The 17,066-nt window shown below is 62.4% G+C and carries 11 protein-coding genes; 6 read left to right on the top strand and 5 right to left on the bottom strand.

What is annotated here, in order from left to right:
- Window positions 1-39: 39 nt before the first annotated feature.
- The 4 genes from B5F98_RS05420 (at window position 40) to pepF (ending at window position 6,528) form a co-directional block, all read left to right on the top strand.
- Window positions 40-759 carry an ABC transporter ATP-binding protein gene (locus B5F98_RS05420; protein ID WP_087232836.1) on the top strand — a complete coding sequence of 240 codons (720 nt, stop codon included), beginning with the start codon at window positions 40-42 and terminating at the stop codon, window positions 757-759.
- Window positions 756-2,384, top strand: a complete 1,629-nt coding sequence (locus B5F98_RS05415; protein WP_087370175.1) for a hypothetical protein — start codon at window positions 756-758, stop codon at window positions 2,382-2,384. Before B5F98_RS05420 ends, B5F98_RS05415 begins: the two co-directional genes overlap by 4 nt.
- Window positions 2,385-3,850: 1,466 nt before the next feature.
- Window positions 3,851-4,684, top strand: a complete 834-nt coding sequence (locus tag B5F98_RS05410) for a putative RNA methyltransferase (protein ID WP_087370173.1) — start codon at window positions 3,851-3,853, stop codon at window positions 4,682-4,684.
- 38 nt (window positions 4,685-4,722) lie between these two features.
- Window positions 4,723-6,528, top strand: coding sequence for an oligoendopeptidase F (gene pepF / locus B5F98_RS05405; protein ID WP_087370171.1), 1,806 nt, complete (start codon window positions 4,723-4,725; stop codon window positions 6,526-6,528).
- 244 nt (window positions 6,529-6,772) lie between these two features.
- On the opposite strand, the gene B5F98_RS13255 is transcribed toward pepF, so the two are convergent.
- Window positions 6,773-7,357 (bottom strand): C39 family peptidase, encoded by a 585-nt coding sequence (locus B5F98_RS13255; RefSeq protein WP_275532885.1) that lies wholly within the window; start codon window positions 7,355-7,357, stop codon window positions 6,773-6,775.
- Between the two features lie 20 nt (window positions 7,358-7,377).
- Here B5F98_RS13255 and B5F98_RS13250 point away from each other — a divergent pair, with 20 nt between their 5' ends.
- Entirely contained in the window at window positions 7,378-7,599 is a 222-nt protein-coding gene (locus B5F98_RS13250; protein WP_242961608.1) for a hypothetical protein, read from the top strand.
- A 210-nt stretch (window positions 7,600-7,809) separates the two neighbouring features.
- Here the strand turns inward: B5F98_RS13250 and B5F98_RS05395 are convergent, their stop codons facing one another.
- From B5F98_RS05395 to B5F98_RS05385, 3 genes are read right to left on the bottom strand one after another with little or no spacing between them, the layout of a single operon-like run.
- Entirely contained in the window at window positions 7,810-8,757 is a 948-nt protein-coding gene (locus B5F98_RS05395; protein ID WP_087370167.1) for a hypothetical protein, read from the bottom strand.
- Window positions 8,744-10,192, bottom strand: a complete 1,449-nt coding sequence (locus B5F98_RS13445; RefSeq protein WP_087370165.1) for a HAMP domain-containing sensor histidine kinase — start codon at window positions 10,190-10,192, stop codon at window positions 8,744-8,746. The genes B5F98_RS05395 and B5F98_RS13445 overlap by 14 nt, the downstream gene beginning before the upstream one ends.
- Window positions 10,189-10,848: a response regulator transcription factor gene (locus B5F98_RS05385; protein WP_087234467.1), complete on the bottom strand. Its 660-nt coding sequence runs from the start codon at window positions 10,846-10,848 to the stop codon at window positions 10,189-10,191. Before B5F98_RS05385 ends, B5F98_RS13445 begins: the two co-directional genes overlap by 4 nt.
- Before the next feature lie 259 nt (window positions 10,849-11,107).
- Here B5F98_RS05385 and B5F98_RS12945 point away from each other — a divergent pair, with 259 nt between their 5' ends.
- Complete coding sequence (locus tag B5F98_RS12945; protein ID WP_158099791.1) at window positions 11,108-11,215, top strand: LPXTG cell wall anchor domain-containing protein; 108 nt, start codon at window positions 11,108-11,110, stop codon at window positions 11,213-11,215.
- A 740-nt stretch (window positions 11,216-11,955) separates the two neighbouring features.
- Here B5F98_RS12945 and B5F98_RS12940 read toward each other — a convergent pair.
- Window positions 11,956-16,833: a right-handed parallel beta-helix repeat-containing protein gene (locus tag B5F98_RS12940; protein WP_087370161.1), complete on the bottom strand. Its 4,878-nt coding sequence runs from the start codon at window positions 16,831-16,833 to the stop codon at window positions 11,956-11,958.
- Between the last annotated feature and the right edge of the window lie 233 nt (window positions 16,834-17,066).

Genomic DNA, 17,066 nt, shown 5'->3' with positions numbered 1-17,066 from the left:
GATGGGTGCGCTGGGCGCACCAGAGGAGGAATTTTCCCCATGCAGTTGATTCTTGACCAAATTTGCAAGTCCTTTGGCACCAAAGAGGTGCTGAAAAACGCCAGCTTTACCTTTGAACAGGGAAAGATTTACGGCCTGTTGGGCCGCAACGGTTCGGGCAAAACCACCCTGTTCAACTGCCTGTCCGCCGAGTTCCCCGCCGACGGGGGCACGGTGTCCCTGGTGGACGAATACGGCCAGACCCGCACCCCCAAGCAGGGGGACATCGGCTATGTGCTGTCCACCCCGGTGGTGCCGGAATTTCTCACCGGCACCGAGTTTGTGAAGTTCTTTCAGGAGATTTCTCAGGACAAGAGCGGCCGAACCCCGGACCAGTGGCTGGAGCTGGTGGGGCTGGAACCCGACGACCGAAACCGGCTCATGCGGGGCTACTCCCACGGCATGAAGCACAAAATCCAGATGCTGTGCTTCCTCATCGGCCGTCCTCCGGTGATTTTGCTGGATGAGCCCCTCACCAGCTTTGACGTGGTGGCGGCCCTGGAGATGAAAAACCTGCTGCGGGAGATGAAAGGGGACCATATCATCCTCTTTTCCACCCACATTCTCCAGCTGGCCCAGGATTTGTGCGATGAAATTGTCCTGCTCCACCAGGGAGAGCTGGAGGGGGTGGACAACGCCAAAATCCATACCCCGGAGTTTGAGTCCTACATCGTGGACCTGCTCACCCAGGAGGAGGACGGGGAGGAGGTGGCACCGTGAACCTCACCTGTGCCTCCCAGATCTACCGCATCCGCTCGGCCATAGCGGGCAATCGACTGGTGTACTGGCTGGGCCGGGTGCCCCTCTTGAAGCGGATTTTCACCGACAAGCTGTACGCCGCCACCGAGGGCAAGCTGGTATTGTCCATCCTGGTGTCCCTCTATCGGGGAGTCACCGCCCTGCTGGGCAAGGCCATCTACCTGGCCCTCATTTGGCTGGTGCCCCTGGCGCTGGCGGATATCAAGCCCCTGTCTCCCGACGGGTTTGCCATGTCGGTGTGGATTTTCTTCTGGCTCAGCTTTGTGGCGGGAACCATGATACAGCCCATATCCGTGGAGCCCTCCCAGCTGAAGTACACCTGCGTGCGCCAGATGGGCATGGACGCCACTCTGTACCAGACCACCGAGATGGTCACCCACCACCTGGCCATGTTTGCGGGCTTCACCCCCTTCCTCCTGCTGTGGGGCGGCCTTACCGGGGCGGGGGTGCTCCGGGGGCTGCTGCTCTCCCTGGCCCTGGCCGGGGTGCGTATGATGGCCGAGTGGTTCCACCTCATGCTGTACGCCAAATTCCACGCTCTGCCCAGCGGCAAGGTGGGGTACATCCTGGTCTTGACGGTGGTCTGCCTGGCCCTGGCCTACTTGCCCATGCCCTTTGGGGTCATTCCGGCCCTGGACCAGGTGCTGCTCTATCCCGCCACGGTGACCCTGCTGTTTGCCCTGGGCAGCCTGTGCGCCCGGGCCATCTCCCGCTATCCCTGCCACTATGAGCTGATTTTGGAGACCTGCCGGGCGGACAAGATCCCCGGTCAGGCCACCGTGAAAAACGCCAACCAGGCCCAGTTTGAGCAGGTGAAGCTGCGGGACAGCGATTTGGACACCCGTGTGGACTTCTCCCATCTCCACGGCTGGCGGTATCTTCAGGCGGTGTTCTTCCGCCGCCACCGCCGGATGCTCCTCAAGCCCTTCTTTGTGGTGCTGGCCATTTTAGGGGGCCTCACCGTGGTGGGATGTGTTGGAATCGTGTGGTTTCGGCTCCAGGGGCAAGAGCGGGAGATGGGGGAGGTGCTCTCCTATGTGACCAAGTCTTTGCCCATCTGTGTGTTCCTGTTGTACCTCATGGACAACACGGTGGGGGAGCGCATCTGCAAGGCCATGTTCTATAACTGCGACCTGGCGCTGCTGCGCTACGGCTGGTACCGGGAGCGGGACGCCATTTTGAGGAACTTTTTCCTGCGTTGGCGGATGCTGTGCGGGGTGAATCTCATGCTCAGCGGGGCCGTGTGTGGGATGTTTGTCCTCCTCACCTTCCTGGGCGGGGGACGGCCTCCGGTGGGAGAGTTCATCCTGTTTTTGCTGGCCATTTTGTCCCTGGGTGTGTTTTTTGCCACCCACTCCCTGGGCTTGTACTACCTCTTCCAGCCCTACACCTCGGATTTGGACACGAAAAACCCCATATTCAAATTGTTGAACATCGCCATGTATGCGGTGTGCTGGGCGCCCTCACAGATCAAGAGCACGCCTACCTGGTTTGCCCTGCTGGTGTTCGGGGTGACCGCCGTGTACTCGGTGGGGATGCTGGCGCTGGTGCTGCGCCGGGCGCCCAAGACCTTTAGAGTGAAATAACAGCCTGCCGGAGAGATGCTGCGTGCGTCTCTCCGGCGGTTTTTATATCCCTTGGGCAAAGGAAGGGGGGGTCCGTCTAACCACCCAAGGTTCCGGCTTGCCAGCCTGGCGGGGACGCTTCCCGCTGGGGGTTTCTTTTGAGCGGGCAAAAGAAACCAAAACCCGCTTAGGGCGTTCCCCCCTAAGGACCTCCCTGGGGTACGAGGCTGTCCATGCGTCAAGACTAGGTTCGGCCCGTCACCCTTGCTGTGGCTCCTGTTCCTGCCACCATACCAGGCTACCCTGGGCAGCTGGCCCTATAGCTGGGTGGTTTCCATATCCGGGCCTACCCTGGAGAAGCGGCGTTCCCGCCGCCAGGAGCCAAGCCTCCGTTAGCTGGAAACAGCGGCACACCAGGGAAAGGCCCTGGCGGTAGAAGGACGCATGAACAGAGAAGTGAATCCAAACCATAGAACGGCAAACCATCTATGTGACCCCACCAGGCTAAGGGCCGAAACAAGGAGGACGCAGGGGCATCCAGTACCGCGGGGTGGATTCCACAAGGCGGGGGAAGGCCCCGCCTTTGGTGGGTCTTTGGTGACTTTCTGCCCAGTCAGAAAGTTACCCCAGCGGAGCGTCCCCGGCTGGGGCGCTGGTTTGCGCCTGAGAAATGGTCGAAGAGCAAAGCCTTTCTTTTTACCTGCAAAAAAGCCCGGAGCACATGCTCCGGTCCTTGTGTGCTTATTCAGGAAAAAAGCCTCCCTTGTGTAAAGGGAGGTGGCCCGGCGTCAGCCGGGTCGGAGGGATTGATCGTCTAACCGCCCAGGTTCCGGCTTGCCAGCCTGGCGGGGACGCTTCCCGCTGGGGGTTTCTTTTGAGCGGGCAAAAGAAACCAAAACCCGCTTAGGGCGTTCCCCCCTAAGGACCTCCCTGGGGTACGATGCTGGGCCTGCGTCAAGTCTAAATTTGGCCCGTTACCCTTGCTGTGGCTCCTGTCACTGCCACCACACCAGGCCACCCTGGGCAGCTGGCCCTATGGCTGGACGGTTTCCATGTCCGGGCCTACCCTGGAGAAGCGGCGTTCCCGCCGCCAGGAGCCAAGCCTCCGTTAGCTGGAAACAGCGGCACACCAGGGAAAGGCCCTGGCGGTAGAAGGACGCATGAACAGAGAAGTGAATCCAAACCATAGAACGGCGAGCTATCTATGTGACCCCACCAGGCTAAGGGCCGCAAAGAGGAGGACGCAGGGGCATCCAGTACCGCGGGGTGGATTCCACAAGGCGGGGGAAGGCCCCGCCTTTGGTGGGTCTTTGGTGACTTTCTGCCCAGTCAGAAAGTTACCCCAGCGGAGCGTCCCCGGCTGGGGCGCTGGTTTCTGCCTGAGAAATCGGAGGAGAGCAAGCCTTCTCCGTCCGCCCTACAGGCCTTGCCTTTTGGTGCAGTTTTGGATAAGATAGAGAAAACAAACCACCAAAAGGAAGATCGCCATGAGCCTGTTTCGCTGTCCCATCTGTGGGGCCCCCCTCACCCGGGAGGGCCGCACCTATACCTGCCCCAACCGCCACTGTTACGACGTGGCCCGGGAGGGGTATGTCCACCTGCTCCCCGCCAACCAGAAGCACTCCGCCAACCCCGGGGACGACAAAGCCATGATCGCCGCCCGCACCGCCTTCCTGGACGGGGACTACTATGCCCCTCTGCGGGAGACTCTTTGCCGAGTTGTGTCCGCCCACGGGGGACAGAGTCCCAAAATCCTGGACGTGGGGTGCGGCGAGGGGTACTACACCCAAGGCCTAGCCCAGCTGCCGGGGGTAGAGATCGCCGGGGTGGACCTGTCCAAGGCGGGGCTGAAAAAGGCGGCCCGGCGGGTGAACGAGGGGGAGTTTGCCGTGGCCTCGGTGTACCACCTCCCCGTGGCGGACGAGGCGGTGGACGTGGTGGTGGACTGCTTCGCCCCTCTGGCCCTGGAGGAATACCGCCGGGTGCTGCGAAAAGGCGGGCTGTTTGTCTACGTGGTGCCTGCCCCCCAGCACCTCATGGAGATGAAGGCGGTGCTCTACGACACCCCCTACCCCAACCCCGAGGAGCGGGTGGAGTATGAAGGGTTCTCCTATGTGGACATCCTACCTGTGACCACCACCTTCACTCTGCCGGACCAGGCGTCCATTCAGGCCCTGTTTGGCATGACCCCCTATGCCTGGAAGACCCCCCGGGCGGGGGTGGAGCGGCTGGAGCAGCTGGAGCAGCTCACCGTGACGGCGGACTTCCGGGTGCATGTGTTTCGCCGGGAGGGTTGCAAGAAACCCAGTTCTGTGCTATGATTTCTTTATCATACTGAAATCCCAAGGAGGAATTTCCCATGTCTCAGATGAATGCCATTCCCGAGCGCGACCAGGTTTCCGTGGAGGAGACCTGGAACCTCACCGACCTGTACGCCGACGACGCCGCCTGGCAGGCCGAGTTTGAGGTGGCTCAGACCTATGTGGACAAGCTGTCCGCCTATGCCGGACGGCTGGGCGAGAGCGGCGCCACCCTGTTGGAGTACCTGGAGCTGTGCCAGGAGGCCGACACCCTGCTCAACAACCTGGCCAACTATGCCTACCGCAAGGGGGACCAGGACACCCGCGTGGCCCAGTACCAGGCCATGGAGGGCAAGATCAGCTCTCTGGCCGTGGAGATCAACGGCGCCATCGCCTTTGAGACCCCCGAGCTGCTGGCCATTGACCCGGCCAAGCTGGAGGGATTTTTCCAGGAGGAGCCCGGCCTGGAGCTGTACCGCCGCTACCTGACCATCATCCAGGAGAAGCGGGCCCATGTGCTCTCCGACGCTGAGGAGAAGCTGCTGGCCGCCGCTGCCGATCTGGCCCAGGCCCCCAATGACGTGTACGCCAAGCTCACCTACGCTGACCTCACCTTCCCCTCCACCACCGACGGGGAGGGCAACGAGGTGCCCCTGTCCAACGGTGCCTTTGTGCCCACCCAGATGAGCGAGGACCGGGTGCTGCGGAAAAACGCCTTTGAGGCCTTCTACGGGGTGTATGGCAGCGTGCGCAACACCGCCGCCGCCACCCTCAACGCCGAGGCCAAGCAGCGCCAGTTCTACGCCAACGCCCGCAAGTACCCCTCCGCTCTGGCCGCCGCTGTGGACTCCACCCGGGTGCCCGAGAGTGTGTACCACAACCTCATCCAGACGGTGAACGCCAACCTGGACAAGATGCACCGCTATATCCGCCTGCGCAAGAAGCTGCTGGGCGTGGACGAGCTGCACATGTACGACATCTACGCCCCCATGGTGTCCGGCGGGGAGAAGGTCATCCCCTATGCTGAGGCCAAGGACACCGTGTTTGACGCTCTGGCCCCCATGGGGGAGAAGTACCGGGCCATCATCCGGGAGGGCTTTGACAACCGCTGGATTGACGTGCGGGAGAACGTGGGCAAGCGCTCCGGGGCCTACTCCGCCGGGGCTCTGTGCCACCCCTACGTGCTGCTCAACCACAAGGACAACCTGGAGAGCATGTTCACCCTGGCCCACGAGATGGGCCACGCCGCCCACTCCTACCTGTCCAACCGCACCCAGGCTCCCGTGTACCGGGACTATGTGATCTTCGTGGCTGAGGTGGCCTCCACCTGCAACGAGGCCCTGCTCATGGAGTACCTGCTGCAGCGCACCACCGACAAGCGCGAGCGGGCCGCCCTCATCAACCACTTCCTGGAGCAGTTCAAGGGTACCCTGTACCGCCAGACCATGTTTGCCGAGTTCGAGCTGCGTATGGGCGAGCTGTGCGCCAAGGGCGAGCCCCTCACCGCTGACCTGCTCTCTGCCGAGTACAAGGCCCTCAACGAGAAGTACTACGGCCCCGACATGGTGTCCGACGACGAGATCGCCCTGGAGTGGGCCCGCATCCCCCACTTCTACTACAACTACTACGTCTATCAGTATGCCACCGGCTACTCCGCCGCCATCGCCCTGTCCCGCCGCATCCTTAAGGGCGGGGAGAGCGCCGTGGAGGACTACCTGGGCTTCCTGTCCGGCGGCTGCTCCAAGGACCCCATCGACCTGCTGAAGGGCGCTGGCGTGGACATGTCCTCTCCCGCCCCCATCCAGGACGCTCTGGATTTGTTCGGCACCCTGCTGGACGAGATGGAGAAGCTCATGGAGGAGTAATTTCTCCGAATTTCTACACAAATACAAAGATGGAAGCAGCCTTTTGGGTTGCTTCCATCTTTTTTTGCCTCGTTTCGAGCCGCACGGTCTGGCCACATCGTTGTAGGGGCCGTGGCTTGCCCGGCCCGTGGCTGCCTTGGCGTTGCCCTAGGGAATTCGGGAGGGGCAAGCCCCTCCCCTACGCCCAGCAGGCCAAGAAATGCGGCAAGGTTCAGGGCCTGCATTTTTCATTATTCATTCATCATTATTCATTAATGATCACCGCCCGGCGGCCCATGGCGTCAAAGATATCCCAGAAGGTGGACTCCTCCACCCACTGCCACCCCTCCAGGGGGTCGGCGGTGAGGTAGCCCTCCTCCCCATAGTCCACCACCACCACACAGTGGAGGTTGGCGTAGGGCTGGTAAAAGGTGTTGTCGTTGAGGTACCAGTAGCGGAGGCTGGCCACCGGGGCGGTGTAGTCCAGAGTTACCCATGCCACCAGGGGTACGTCGTTCTTTAGGTATTTATTGAGCTGCCGCTGGGACAGGCCCGACACCGCTTCCGCCGTCCAATCGCTGCCCTGGTCCTGGAGGTAGGCGTTGGCCGCCTGGACAATGGGCCCTTCAAAGCAGTACCAGCCGCCCAGCTCCGAGGTGGCGTCCCCCACGTACACCTCTTCCGGGTTTCCGCCGATCTTCCACCCCTCCGGGGTCTCGGTGAAGTCCTGGCGGGGGAGATACCCTTCATACAGCTCCAGCTTATCCACCGGGTATCCGGCCCAGCCCAGCACCATGGCCAGACTGGTGACCTCGCAGCCGTTGGGCAGCTGGGGATTTTGCCGTTGCAGCGTTACCCCCCTCTGGGGCTTTGCCGGGGTGGTGGGAGCGGGCTGTGCTGTGGGAGCGGGCTGTGCTGTGGGAGCAGGCCGTGCTGTGGGAACGGGCTGTGCTGTGGGTGTGGGCTGTGCTGTGGGAGCAGGCCGTGCTGTGGGAGCGGGCTGTGCTGTGGGTGTGGGCCGTGCTGTGGGAACAGGCGGCGTTGTGGGTATGGGCGAGGGTATGGAGGCAGACGGAGTGCAAAGGGGCGTAGCAGCTGCGGGCGAGAAGGCGTGGGGGGTGATGGCCACCAGGAGCACACCGCCAGCCAGACAAAGTCCGATGGCCCATATGGTATACCAATGAAACTTGTAATGTGCTGTTCGGAACATGGGAAAGCCCCCTTTCACCAATTTCTATCTCTACAGACAGTATGAGGCAAAAGGGGGCAAGAAATCTCCCATGAAGTTGTATCGAAGTTGTATCAATATCCATACCCGGACCTGCCATTGATGGCGATTCCGCTATATTCCTCCAGTACCACATCATAATATAGCCCCACGGAGTACCAGCTGCTCACATCGGAGTCGGAAGTGGTGAGCACCACCACCACCTGTCGCTGAGTGGTTACCAGCTGAATGCGGTAGCCCATATTCTGAGCCGCTTGGGACAAGGCATTGAGTTGCTGCTGGGTGCTCTGGGCCGCCTGGGAGGGGAGTGAGGCTGCAATGTCGGGAATGGAGACATACACAAAGGATACCGCCTCAGAGGCATACCAATCTTGTTCGGCGCTGTCTGGTTCCCCCAATTGGTATAGCATGGCACTCTGCTCCAGAACATTGTAGAGGGAATCCAGTGCCATGCTGAGGTCCCCTGTTTGCCCCTGGGGGTCAAACAGGGCGCACACGTCCTGTTGTACTTTGGCCACGGCGGCCTCCTTCTGGGCCCGGGTGGGGGGCTCTCCGGTGGACCGAGCCACCCAGGTCCAGCCTCGGTTCCAGGTATCCGCCCCATAGGCCACATCCAACAAAACGGGCTGTCCGTCCTGGGTGTGTGCGGAACAGTCTTTCCAGAAACACAGGTCATAGTCGATGAGCCCCCGGTTGATTCCGTCGTTGTCCAGGGTCAGCCCCAGAAGGGTGGCTCCATCGGACAGGTGGCGGGTGCACCAGGGCCAGAACTCATCCGCAGTCCCCTCTGGTAGATGACCGGAAAAGCTGTCCGGGTCATAGAGGGTCCAGGGATAGAACATCACCTCATCCATACTCTGGCTGATAAAGGAGGGGGGGTCAGGGGTGTCCACCTCCACCGTTTTGCCTGCCTGGGGGACCACCACCAGCCGGGCGGCCATCCCCACGGCCATGCCTCCGGCCAGCAAAATGAGGACGGTCAAAAGGACAAATAGCCAGGGGCGGCGATTAGGCGTCTTCATGGCCGTCCACCTCCTGACACAGCGGGAAGGTGAGGGTCACCTGGGTGCCCTCTCCCTCCTGGCTCCAGAATTCCATGGTGCCCTGGTGGGCCACCACAATGGCCTGACACAGGGCCAGACCCAGGCCAGCGCCGCCTGCCTTGCGGCTGCGGCTCTTGTCCACCATGTAGAAGGGCTGGCAGATCTTCTCCAGCTCTTCGGGGGGGATGCCCTGGCCCCAGTCCCGAATCTTCAAAACGGCCTTCTCCCCCTCCGCCTGGGCGGTGAAGGACAGCCGGCCCCCGGTGGGGCTGGCCTTTCGGGCGTTGTCCAGCAGGTTATACAGCAGAGATTTGAACAGCTCCCGGTCCATGGCGATGGACAGGGGAGGGCAGGAACAGGAGAGGGTCAGCTGGGTCTGGGCCAGCAGGGGCTCCAGACTCACCGCCACCTCGCCCACCACCTGGTCCAGGGGGGTGGGCTCGAAGGTGAGGTTGACGCTGCCCACGGTGAGAAGCTCCAGCAGCTTGGCGGACAGGGAGCGCAGCCGCTTGGCCTCCTCCAGAATGATGCCGGAATACTCCACCCGCTGGGGGTCGGACACCGTCTTGGGCAGGTACAGCAGGTCGGCATAGCCCATGATGGAGGTCAGGGGGGTCTTCATCTCGTGGGCCAGATTGCCCACGAACACCCGCCGCTCCTCGGCCACCTGCTCCAGCTGTTCCACTCGCTCCTGTACCGCCTGGGCCAGGGCGTTCATGTCCTGGGCCAGGTCGGCCAGCTCGTCCTGGCTGCGGATGTCCAGACGCTGGTCGTAGTTGCCCCCGGCGATGGAGCGGGCGTTTTCCCGCAGGGCGCCCAGGGGACGGAGCAGCCGCCGCACCAACAGCAGCAGCAGCACGGCGGCCAACAGGCTGATGCCCAGGCTTAAACCTACCGACCGCAGGGCCTGGAGGTTCAGGTCCCGCTGGAGGTCGCCCACCGAGTAGGCGGCCACCAGGCGGTACTCCCCCGACTCCAGGGTCAGGGGCATGGAGCACACCAGATACCACTCCCCGGCGGTGTCGCCCGCCTGGAGCTGGCACTGGGTGAGGCTGTCATCTTCGGCGGTGGGGGGGACCACCCCGGAAGGGAGCTGGTTCCACACCGCCTTTTCCTCCTGGTCCAGCAGCATCAGACCCGCCAGATAGTCGTCGGTGGCCTGTTGCTCCAGGGTCTGGATGGCGGTCTCCCGGGTCTGATCCTCCTGGAGCAGCACCACACCCAGCCGCAGCCGCTGGTTGAGGATACCCGCTTTCAGAATGCCCGCCATGTACTGCTGTTGGGTGATGGCCCGCTGCTGTTCCCGCTGCCACAGGGCGTCCCGGGTGGAGCGCAGCAGCAGCACCGAGGACAGGGCAGTGATGGACACCATCAGGGCCAGGGTGGAGAGAAAGATCTTCTGCCACAGCTTCATGGCAGCTTCTCCAGGCGGTACCCGATGCGGGGCAGGGTCACCAGGCGCTGGGACAGGTCCAGCTTCTGGCGCAGCCGCTGGACGTGGATGTCCACGGTGCGGCTCTCTCCCTGGTACTCATAGCCCCACACCATGGAGAGGAGCCGCTCCCGGCTCAGGGCCAGGTCCTGGTGCTGGAGGAATACCCGCAGCAGCTCAAACTCCTTGGGGGCCAGAGGCACCAGCTCCCCGTCCAAAGTGACGGTGTGGCTGTCCAGGTTCTGGACAATGGGGCCGTAGGTGAGCACCCGGACGCCACCGCCCCGGCGGCGCAGCACCACCTCCACCCGGGCCAGCAGCTCCAGGGTCTCAAAGGGCTTGGTGATATAGTCCTCGGCACCCAGCCGCAGGCCCCGCACCTTGTCTCCCACCTGCTGCACGGCGGTGAGGAAGATCACCGGGACCCCCACACCCCGCAGGTGCTCCATGACCTGGAAGCCGTCCATACCGGGGAGCATCACGTCCAGCAGCACCAGGTCGAACACCCCCGGCTGCACCAGCTCCACCGCCTTGGACCCGTCCATGCAGCTCTGACAGGTGTAGCCCGCCATCTCCAGGGTGGCGGCAATCATGCGGGCAATATTTTCTTCGTCCTCCACAATGAGTATGTGTGCCATGGTGTTTCTCCTCTCCCCATCATGCTTATGGTACCTTCATCTTATCACAGGGCTTTGGACAAGTCAGCAAGAAGTTGTTTCCGAGTTGTAAAGGCGGAACGTTTCACCTGGGCAATTCCCCTGGCGAGGGGAGACGCGCTGAAGCTGGGGTGACTTTCTGGGTGGGCAGAAAGTCACCAAAGACCCACCAAAGGCGGGGCCTTCCCCCGCCCCGGAGACCTCCACCAATCCCGAGGCCACCCAGAAGCCTGAGACTGACGTGCCCCAGACCGGGGACGCCGCCCAGCTGAGCCTGGTGCTGGGTGTTCTGGTTCTGTCCGCCGCCGGGCTGGCGGCTGTGGTGAACCTGCGTAAGCGGCGCAGCTAAGCCCCTGATAAAACAAGAAAGTACGGTCAGAGAAATCTGGCCGTACTTTCTTCTTTATAGGGAGCTTTCTCCAATTTCTCAGGCTTCACCTCGTTCCCCTGGCGAGGGGAGACGCGCTCCGCTGGGGTCCATTTTGACTGGCCAAAATGGACGAAAAGCCCCACTTAGGGCGTTCCCCCCTAAGGACCTCCCTGGTGTACGAGGCTGGAACTGCGTCAAGTCTATGGTCGGCCCGTCACCCTTGCTGTGGCTCCTGCCACTGCCAGCACACCAGGCTAACCTGGCAGCTGGCCCTACAACCAGGCGGTTTCCACCTCCGGGCCTCCCCCGGAGAAGCGGCGTTCCCGCCGCCGAAAGCCAGGCCCCCGGCAACTGGGAACAGTTGCACACCTGGGTAAGGCCCTGGCGGTAGAAGTACAACTACACAGAGGAACAGGTACTTTCTGTAGCATGTCCACGCCATCTATGTGACATGAACCACTCCAAGGGCCGAACACAGAACACTGCACCTTCCACTCAGTACCGCGGGGTGGATTCCACAAGGCGGGGGAAGGCCCCGCCTTTGGCGATTCTTTCCCCCATTTCTCATCGGGGAGAAATGGGGCATAAGCGGAGCGTCCCTGGAAGGACGCTGGTTTCCGCCGGGAAAATCGGAGAAGGGAACACGTTCTGTCTAAGTTCGAAAACAGCAAAAAAGTACGGCCAGCATTTGCTGACCGTACTTTTTTATGATTTGGAGTTTAGCGACGGGTCTGCTTGCGCACCACCACGGCAGTGCTCAGCAGCAGCACCGCAGAGGCCAGGGCGGCCACGCACACCAGCAGCTGAGACGAATCGCCGGTCTGAGGCACGCTCTCAGGCTTCTGGGTGGCCTGGGGCTTGGCGGTGGTCTGAGGCTGGTTGGTGGCCTCAGGACTCTGAGAAGCTTCGGGCTTGTCGGTAGCCTCGGGAGCCTGGGTGGTCTCAGGCTTGTCAGTAGCCTCAGGAGTCTGGGAGGCCTCGGGTTGGTCCGTGGTCTCGGGAGCGCCATCGGCGGTGAGGCCGTCCATGGCGTCGTTGAGGGCAGCCACAGCGGCGTCCACCGTTGCCTGATCTTCCTCAGAGAGGGTCTCGTCGGCCATGACAGCCTGGGCGCTCTGGAGAGCGGAGCGGAACACGGCCACGGACTCGGCGGTGTAGCCGGTGAGGTCCATGCCCTCGGCCTGGTTCAGGAGGTTCTCCAGGACGGACTTGTCTGCCTTATAGCGCTGGGCCAGAATGGCGTTCAGCAGCTGGTCCACCACGGGCTCAATGTCCACATCCATGGCGTTCTCGTCGGCGAACACCTCCTTGGCCTTGGCCAGGGCGTCCACCAGCTGCTGCCAGTTGTCCGATACGTACTTGTCCACGTTCTCCACCATGCCCTCGGCACGGGCGATGAGCACTTCCAGCATGGCCTTGTCACCCTTGACCCAGTCCAGCTTGAGCACGGCGCGCATCAGCTTACCGCAGGCGGCGTCCACTTCCAGCTGGGTGGCGGTGGCGTCGTCCAGCACGGCCTTAGCCTCGGTCATGGCCTCCTGATAGAAGACGGCCACAGAGGGGATGAGGTTGCTGGTGTCCTGCTGGCCGGCATAGGTGTAGAGCTCGGACAGGGCCTCCTTGTCCACGGTCTGCTGGTTCAGGTTGGCCAGGGCATCATTCAGAGCGGTGACCGCGGCCTCCACGGCAGCCTGATTGCTCTCCTGCACCAGCACGGCCTTGGCCTGGTCCAGAGCGGTGCGGAACGCGGCCACAGACTCGGCGGTGTAGCCGGTCAGGTCCATGCCCTCTGCCTTGGCCACCAGGTCCTCCAAAATGGCCCGGCTGGCTTTGTAGCGCTGGGCCAGGATGGCGGCCAGCAGCTGGTCCACCACGGGCTGGATGTCGCTGTCCATGGCGTTCTCGTCATTATAGACCTTCTTGGCCTGGTCCAGGGCGTCCAGCAGCTGCTGCCAGTTGTCTGTCACGTACAGGTCGGCGTGCGCCACCATCTGGTCGGCCCGGATGATGAGCAGCTCCAGCATGGCCTTGTCGCCGCGGACCCAGTTGAGCATGTGCACTGCCCGCATCAGCTTGCCGCAGGCGGCATCCACCTCCAGCTGGGTGGCGTCGGGGTCGTCCAGCACCGCCTGGGCCTCGGTCAGGGCCTCCTGATAGAAGGCGGCCACCGAGGGAATCAGGTTGCTGGTGTCCTGCTGGACGGCATAGTCGTACACGTATTGCAGGGCGTAGGTCTCCACAGGCCCCTGGGGCTGCGGAGCCATGGCCTCGTTGAGGGCGGCGGCAGCGGCGTCCACCTGGGCCTGGGTGGCGGTGGCGTCCACATACACCCGGCGTCCGGCCAGGGCTGCGGCCTCCACGGCCTGCCAGGCTTCGGGAGTGTAGTCGGCGCTGTTGAGGCCGTCGGCCTTGGTGAGGGCAGCGGCCAGGGCGGTGAGGTCGGCCAGCTGGGCCTGGTCACAGCCGAAGGTGAGGAAGTCGATGATGACGTTGTAGCTGTTGTTGGCGTTCTCGTTGTCGGTTCCGGTGTTGGTGATGGTCAGGCGGTACTGGTCGTTGGCCTCACCGGTCCAGGCAAACAGCTCCTGCTGGTCCAGCTTCTCAGCGTTGTAGCCGTCCACGGTCTGGGTGTGCACCACTTCGTTGTCGCTCAGGCGGGTGACGGTGAAGGTCATGATGGCCACGCCCACCGCCTTGCGGCCGTAGACCTGAACCTGGTTGCCGAAGAAGTCCACGGTCATGGACTCATTGGCGTTGGAGCACTTGAGCGCTTTGCCGCCGTCCAGGGTGGCGTCGGACAGGTTCACCCAGTTGCCGTTTTTCACCACCACGCTGTCCTCGGCGTTGACACGGGTGAGGGACAGGCCGTTCTTGGCGGTGGTGAGCAGGGCCACCATCTCGTCCACCTGGGCCTGGGTGTAGCCCTCGCCCTCCAGCAGGGCCTTGGCCTGGGCCAGGGTCTGCTGGAACACGTCCTGACGGGCCTCGCCATACTGGGTCAGGTCCAGACCCTCGCAGGCGGCAATGAGCCCGGTGAGGGCGCGGGTGTCCACGGCGGGAACGTTCACCTGGGGCTCTTGGCCCTGGGTGACGGAGACGGTGATGGTGTCGGTGACGGTCACCTCGTTATAGGTGGCCTGGGCGGTGACGGTGTAGTCACCGGGGGCGGGGAAGGTGACGGTGTTGCCCTCCACGGTGGCCCCGTTGTTGGCGGTGTAGGTCACAGTGGCCTGGGGCTGCTGGGCCTGGCAGGTGCGGAAATACACGTGGGAGGCCAGGTCCACGGACACGGAGGTCTTGCCGTAGGGGATGACCTGGGCCATGGGCTGTTCCAACACCACACCGGCGATGGCGTCGTTGTCGCAGCCGGGCTGGGTGGTCTCGGAGACGTTGGTGGTGAAGGAGACGAAGTTGGCGGCCTTGCCGTTCTCGGCGTTGTAGACGCGGATGGTGTAGGCCTCGTTGGTCCCAGACAGCTGGGTGAAGTCGTCCACGGTGATGGTGTCGGCGGTGGCGTTGTAGGTGTTCACGGTGACGGACTTCACTTCCTGGCCGCCCTGGTACGCCACCAGCTTCACGTTGCCGGCGCCGCCGCCCCGCTTGAGGGTGAAGGTGCCGCCAGTGCCCACCATGTCAAACTCCAGGTAGTTGCCCTCTTTCTTGGTGTAGATGACGCTCTTGGAGTTGAAGGTGGTGTTGACCCACTTGGTGTTGGACTCAGACACGGTCTCGTGGATGACCTGGGTCTGCTGGGTGCCGTCGGAGAGGTACTTGGTGACCTCGTTGGGGGTGTAGGTCTGGGACACGGCCGCGGCCTGGTGGCCGGCTCCGGCGATGGCGCCCAGGTTCAGGGTGTCCAGGCTGCCGCCCAGAATGTCCTGGCCGCCGTTATTCTCCACCGCCACGCCAGCGCCCACATAGGGGGAGTTGGCGGTGAGGGAGGCATTCACCAGGGCCTGGTCCCGGGTCAGGCCAAAGAGGTTGGACCCGCCCACAAACTGGGGATCGTCGGTGTGCTGGTTGGCATCCGTGGGGGCCACACAGCCGATGTACACGTTGTTGTCAAAGGAGGAGTTGGCGCCGGGGTAGAAGCAGTCCTTGCGATTGGCCACGGCGGAGTTGGTGAAGTACCAGATGTTGTTGGTGTAGTCCACCTCGTCCCCCTGGTACACGGCGTGGCAGTCCTTGTTGGACAGGAAGGTGTTGTTGTACACCTTGGCGCTCTCCAGCTTGGTGGTAGAGGTCTCGCCCACCGCCACGATCTGGGCGTTGTGGGCGGTAAACACCCCGCTGTCGTTCACCGACAGGTTGAAGCGGATGGTGTTGTTGCGGTTGTAGGAGTTCTGGCGGACGTGGAGCATGTAGCCGCCGCCGTAGTTGTCGTGGGTGTAGTTGTACTGGATGACGCCGTCCCGGGTCATGTCGTCCAGGTTGAAGGCCATGCCGTCGTTGCCGTTGACGCCATTGCACACCTCGTTGTACTGGAACACCATGCCGTTGGCCCGGTCACACCAGATGCCGCAGCCATAGCCCTCGTAGGTGCTCTGGAAGGTGTCCACCTTGTTGTACTCCACCAGCACCCCGTTGGTGTAGATGGGGATGATGCCGGAGCGGGTGACATTGTGGATGTCGTTGCCCCGGATGACCACGTTGGTGTGGCGGAAGGCCACGTCGTCCAGGGTGCCCTTGACGTTGGTGGTGGTGATGCCGTTGGCCTGGCAGTTCTCCACGGTGTTGTTCTCAATGAGAATGTCGTTGAAGGTGGTGATCTGCTTGGTCTCGTCCAGCTCCTGCACGGGGACGTTGAACTCGTTTTTGCTCTCCGGCAGTCGGGCGGTGTAGGTGACAAAGTTGATGCCGCCGGTGCGGTGGGTGGTACGAGCGCCCCAGAAGGTGTTGGTGGTGTTGGGGTTGGTCTGGTCCTCGTCGGTAAAGCCGTCGGTGGGGCTTCCGTCGGGGTTGGTGGGCACTACGGGGTAGATGTCGTCCTGACCGTTGTAGCCCCGCACGTCGTGGACGTAGCAGTTGCGGATGTAGATGTGGTCAATGACCCCGTAGTCATAGCCCTCCACCCGGATGCCGCTGCGGTCCCGGTTGACGTTGTCCCCCTGGTTTTTTACTTCCAGGTTGTTGATCTCGATGTACTCCTGGTTGTACAGGTACACCGCAGCGCCGATCTGGTCCCCGGTCTCTCCGGTGAAGGGACCCTGCCAGTCCTTGACCTGGGGCATGAAGTAGGCGCCGTTGCCGTCGATGAGGGGCTTGTCCCCCTCGCCGTACATGTCGATGACAATGGGGTAGCCCTCGCAGCCGGAGCCCTTGGGCCACAGGGTGCCGGTGTACTGGGTACCGGCCTTGATGAGAATCTGGTCTCCGGGCTGGAAGGTCTTGGCGTTGATGTCCTCCAGGCTGTCAAAGGCATTGGCCGGGGTCAGGCCGTCCCCGTCGGTCTTGCCAATGGAGGCGTCCAGATAGTAGGTGGTGCCGTAGGAGGTGTCCTGTTTGGGTTGGGCCTGGGAGTTGCCCGCCACAGCGGGAACGGCCAGGGATACCGTCAGGGCGCCTGCCAGCAGCAGACTCAAGGATTTTTTCAGCATGGTATCATCCTTTCTCTTCTCTCCGCGAGGCCGTACCCCGGCCTCTGGGTGCTTATCTCTCATGATACCACGCCTGTGGGCGGGATGTATATACACTTTATATATAGAACTCGTTTTTTGTATAAATTGTCAGAATCCCCAACTCTGGCTTGGCGGTTCTGCCCAGTTCCATTCCCGAATTTTTGGATTTTGGTGGTGAAAACTGTCATTCCTGGATTTTTCAATTTATATCA

The organism is Pseudoflavonifractor sp. An44 (genome assembly GCF_002161675.1).
In the GTDB taxonomy this organism is placed as follows: Bacteria; Bacillota; Clostridia; order Oscillospirales; family Oscillospiraceae; genus Enterenecus; species Enterenecus faecium.
Note: the sequence above shows the minus strand (reverse complement) of the source record. Positions and strands in the feature narration are given on the sequence as shown.

Bases quoted from the DNA above. Each gene is read 5' to 3' on its own strand.
- B5F98_RS12940 (WP_087370161.1), bottom strand. From the start codon at position 16,833: ATGCTGAAAAAATCCTTGAGTCTGCTGCTGGCAGGCGCCCTGACGGTA.
- B5F98_RS13445 (WP_087370165.1), bottom strand. From the start codon at position 10,192: ATGAAGCTGTGGCAGAAGATCTTTCTCTCCACCCTGGCCCTGATGGTG.
- B5F98_RS05395 (WP_087370167.1), bottom strand. From the start codon at position 8,757: ATGAAGACGCCTAATCGCCGCCCCTGGCTATTTGTCCTTTTGACCGTC.
- pepF (WP_087370171.1), top strand. From the start codon at position 4,723: ATGTCTCAGATGAATGCCATTCCCGAGCGCGACCAGGTTTCCGTGGAG.
- B5F98_RS05385 (WP_087234467.1), bottom strand. From the start codon at position 10,848: ATGGCACACATACTCATTGTGGAGGACGAAGAAAATATTGCCCGCATG.
- B5F98_RS05420 (WP_087232836.1), top strand. From the start codon at position 40: ATGCAGTTGATTCTTGACCAAATTTGCAAGTCCTTTGGCACCAAAGAG.
- B5F98_RS05410 (WP_087370173.1), top strand. From the start codon at position 3,851: ATGAGCCTGTTTCGCTGTCCCATCTGTGGGGCCCCCCTCACCCGGGAG.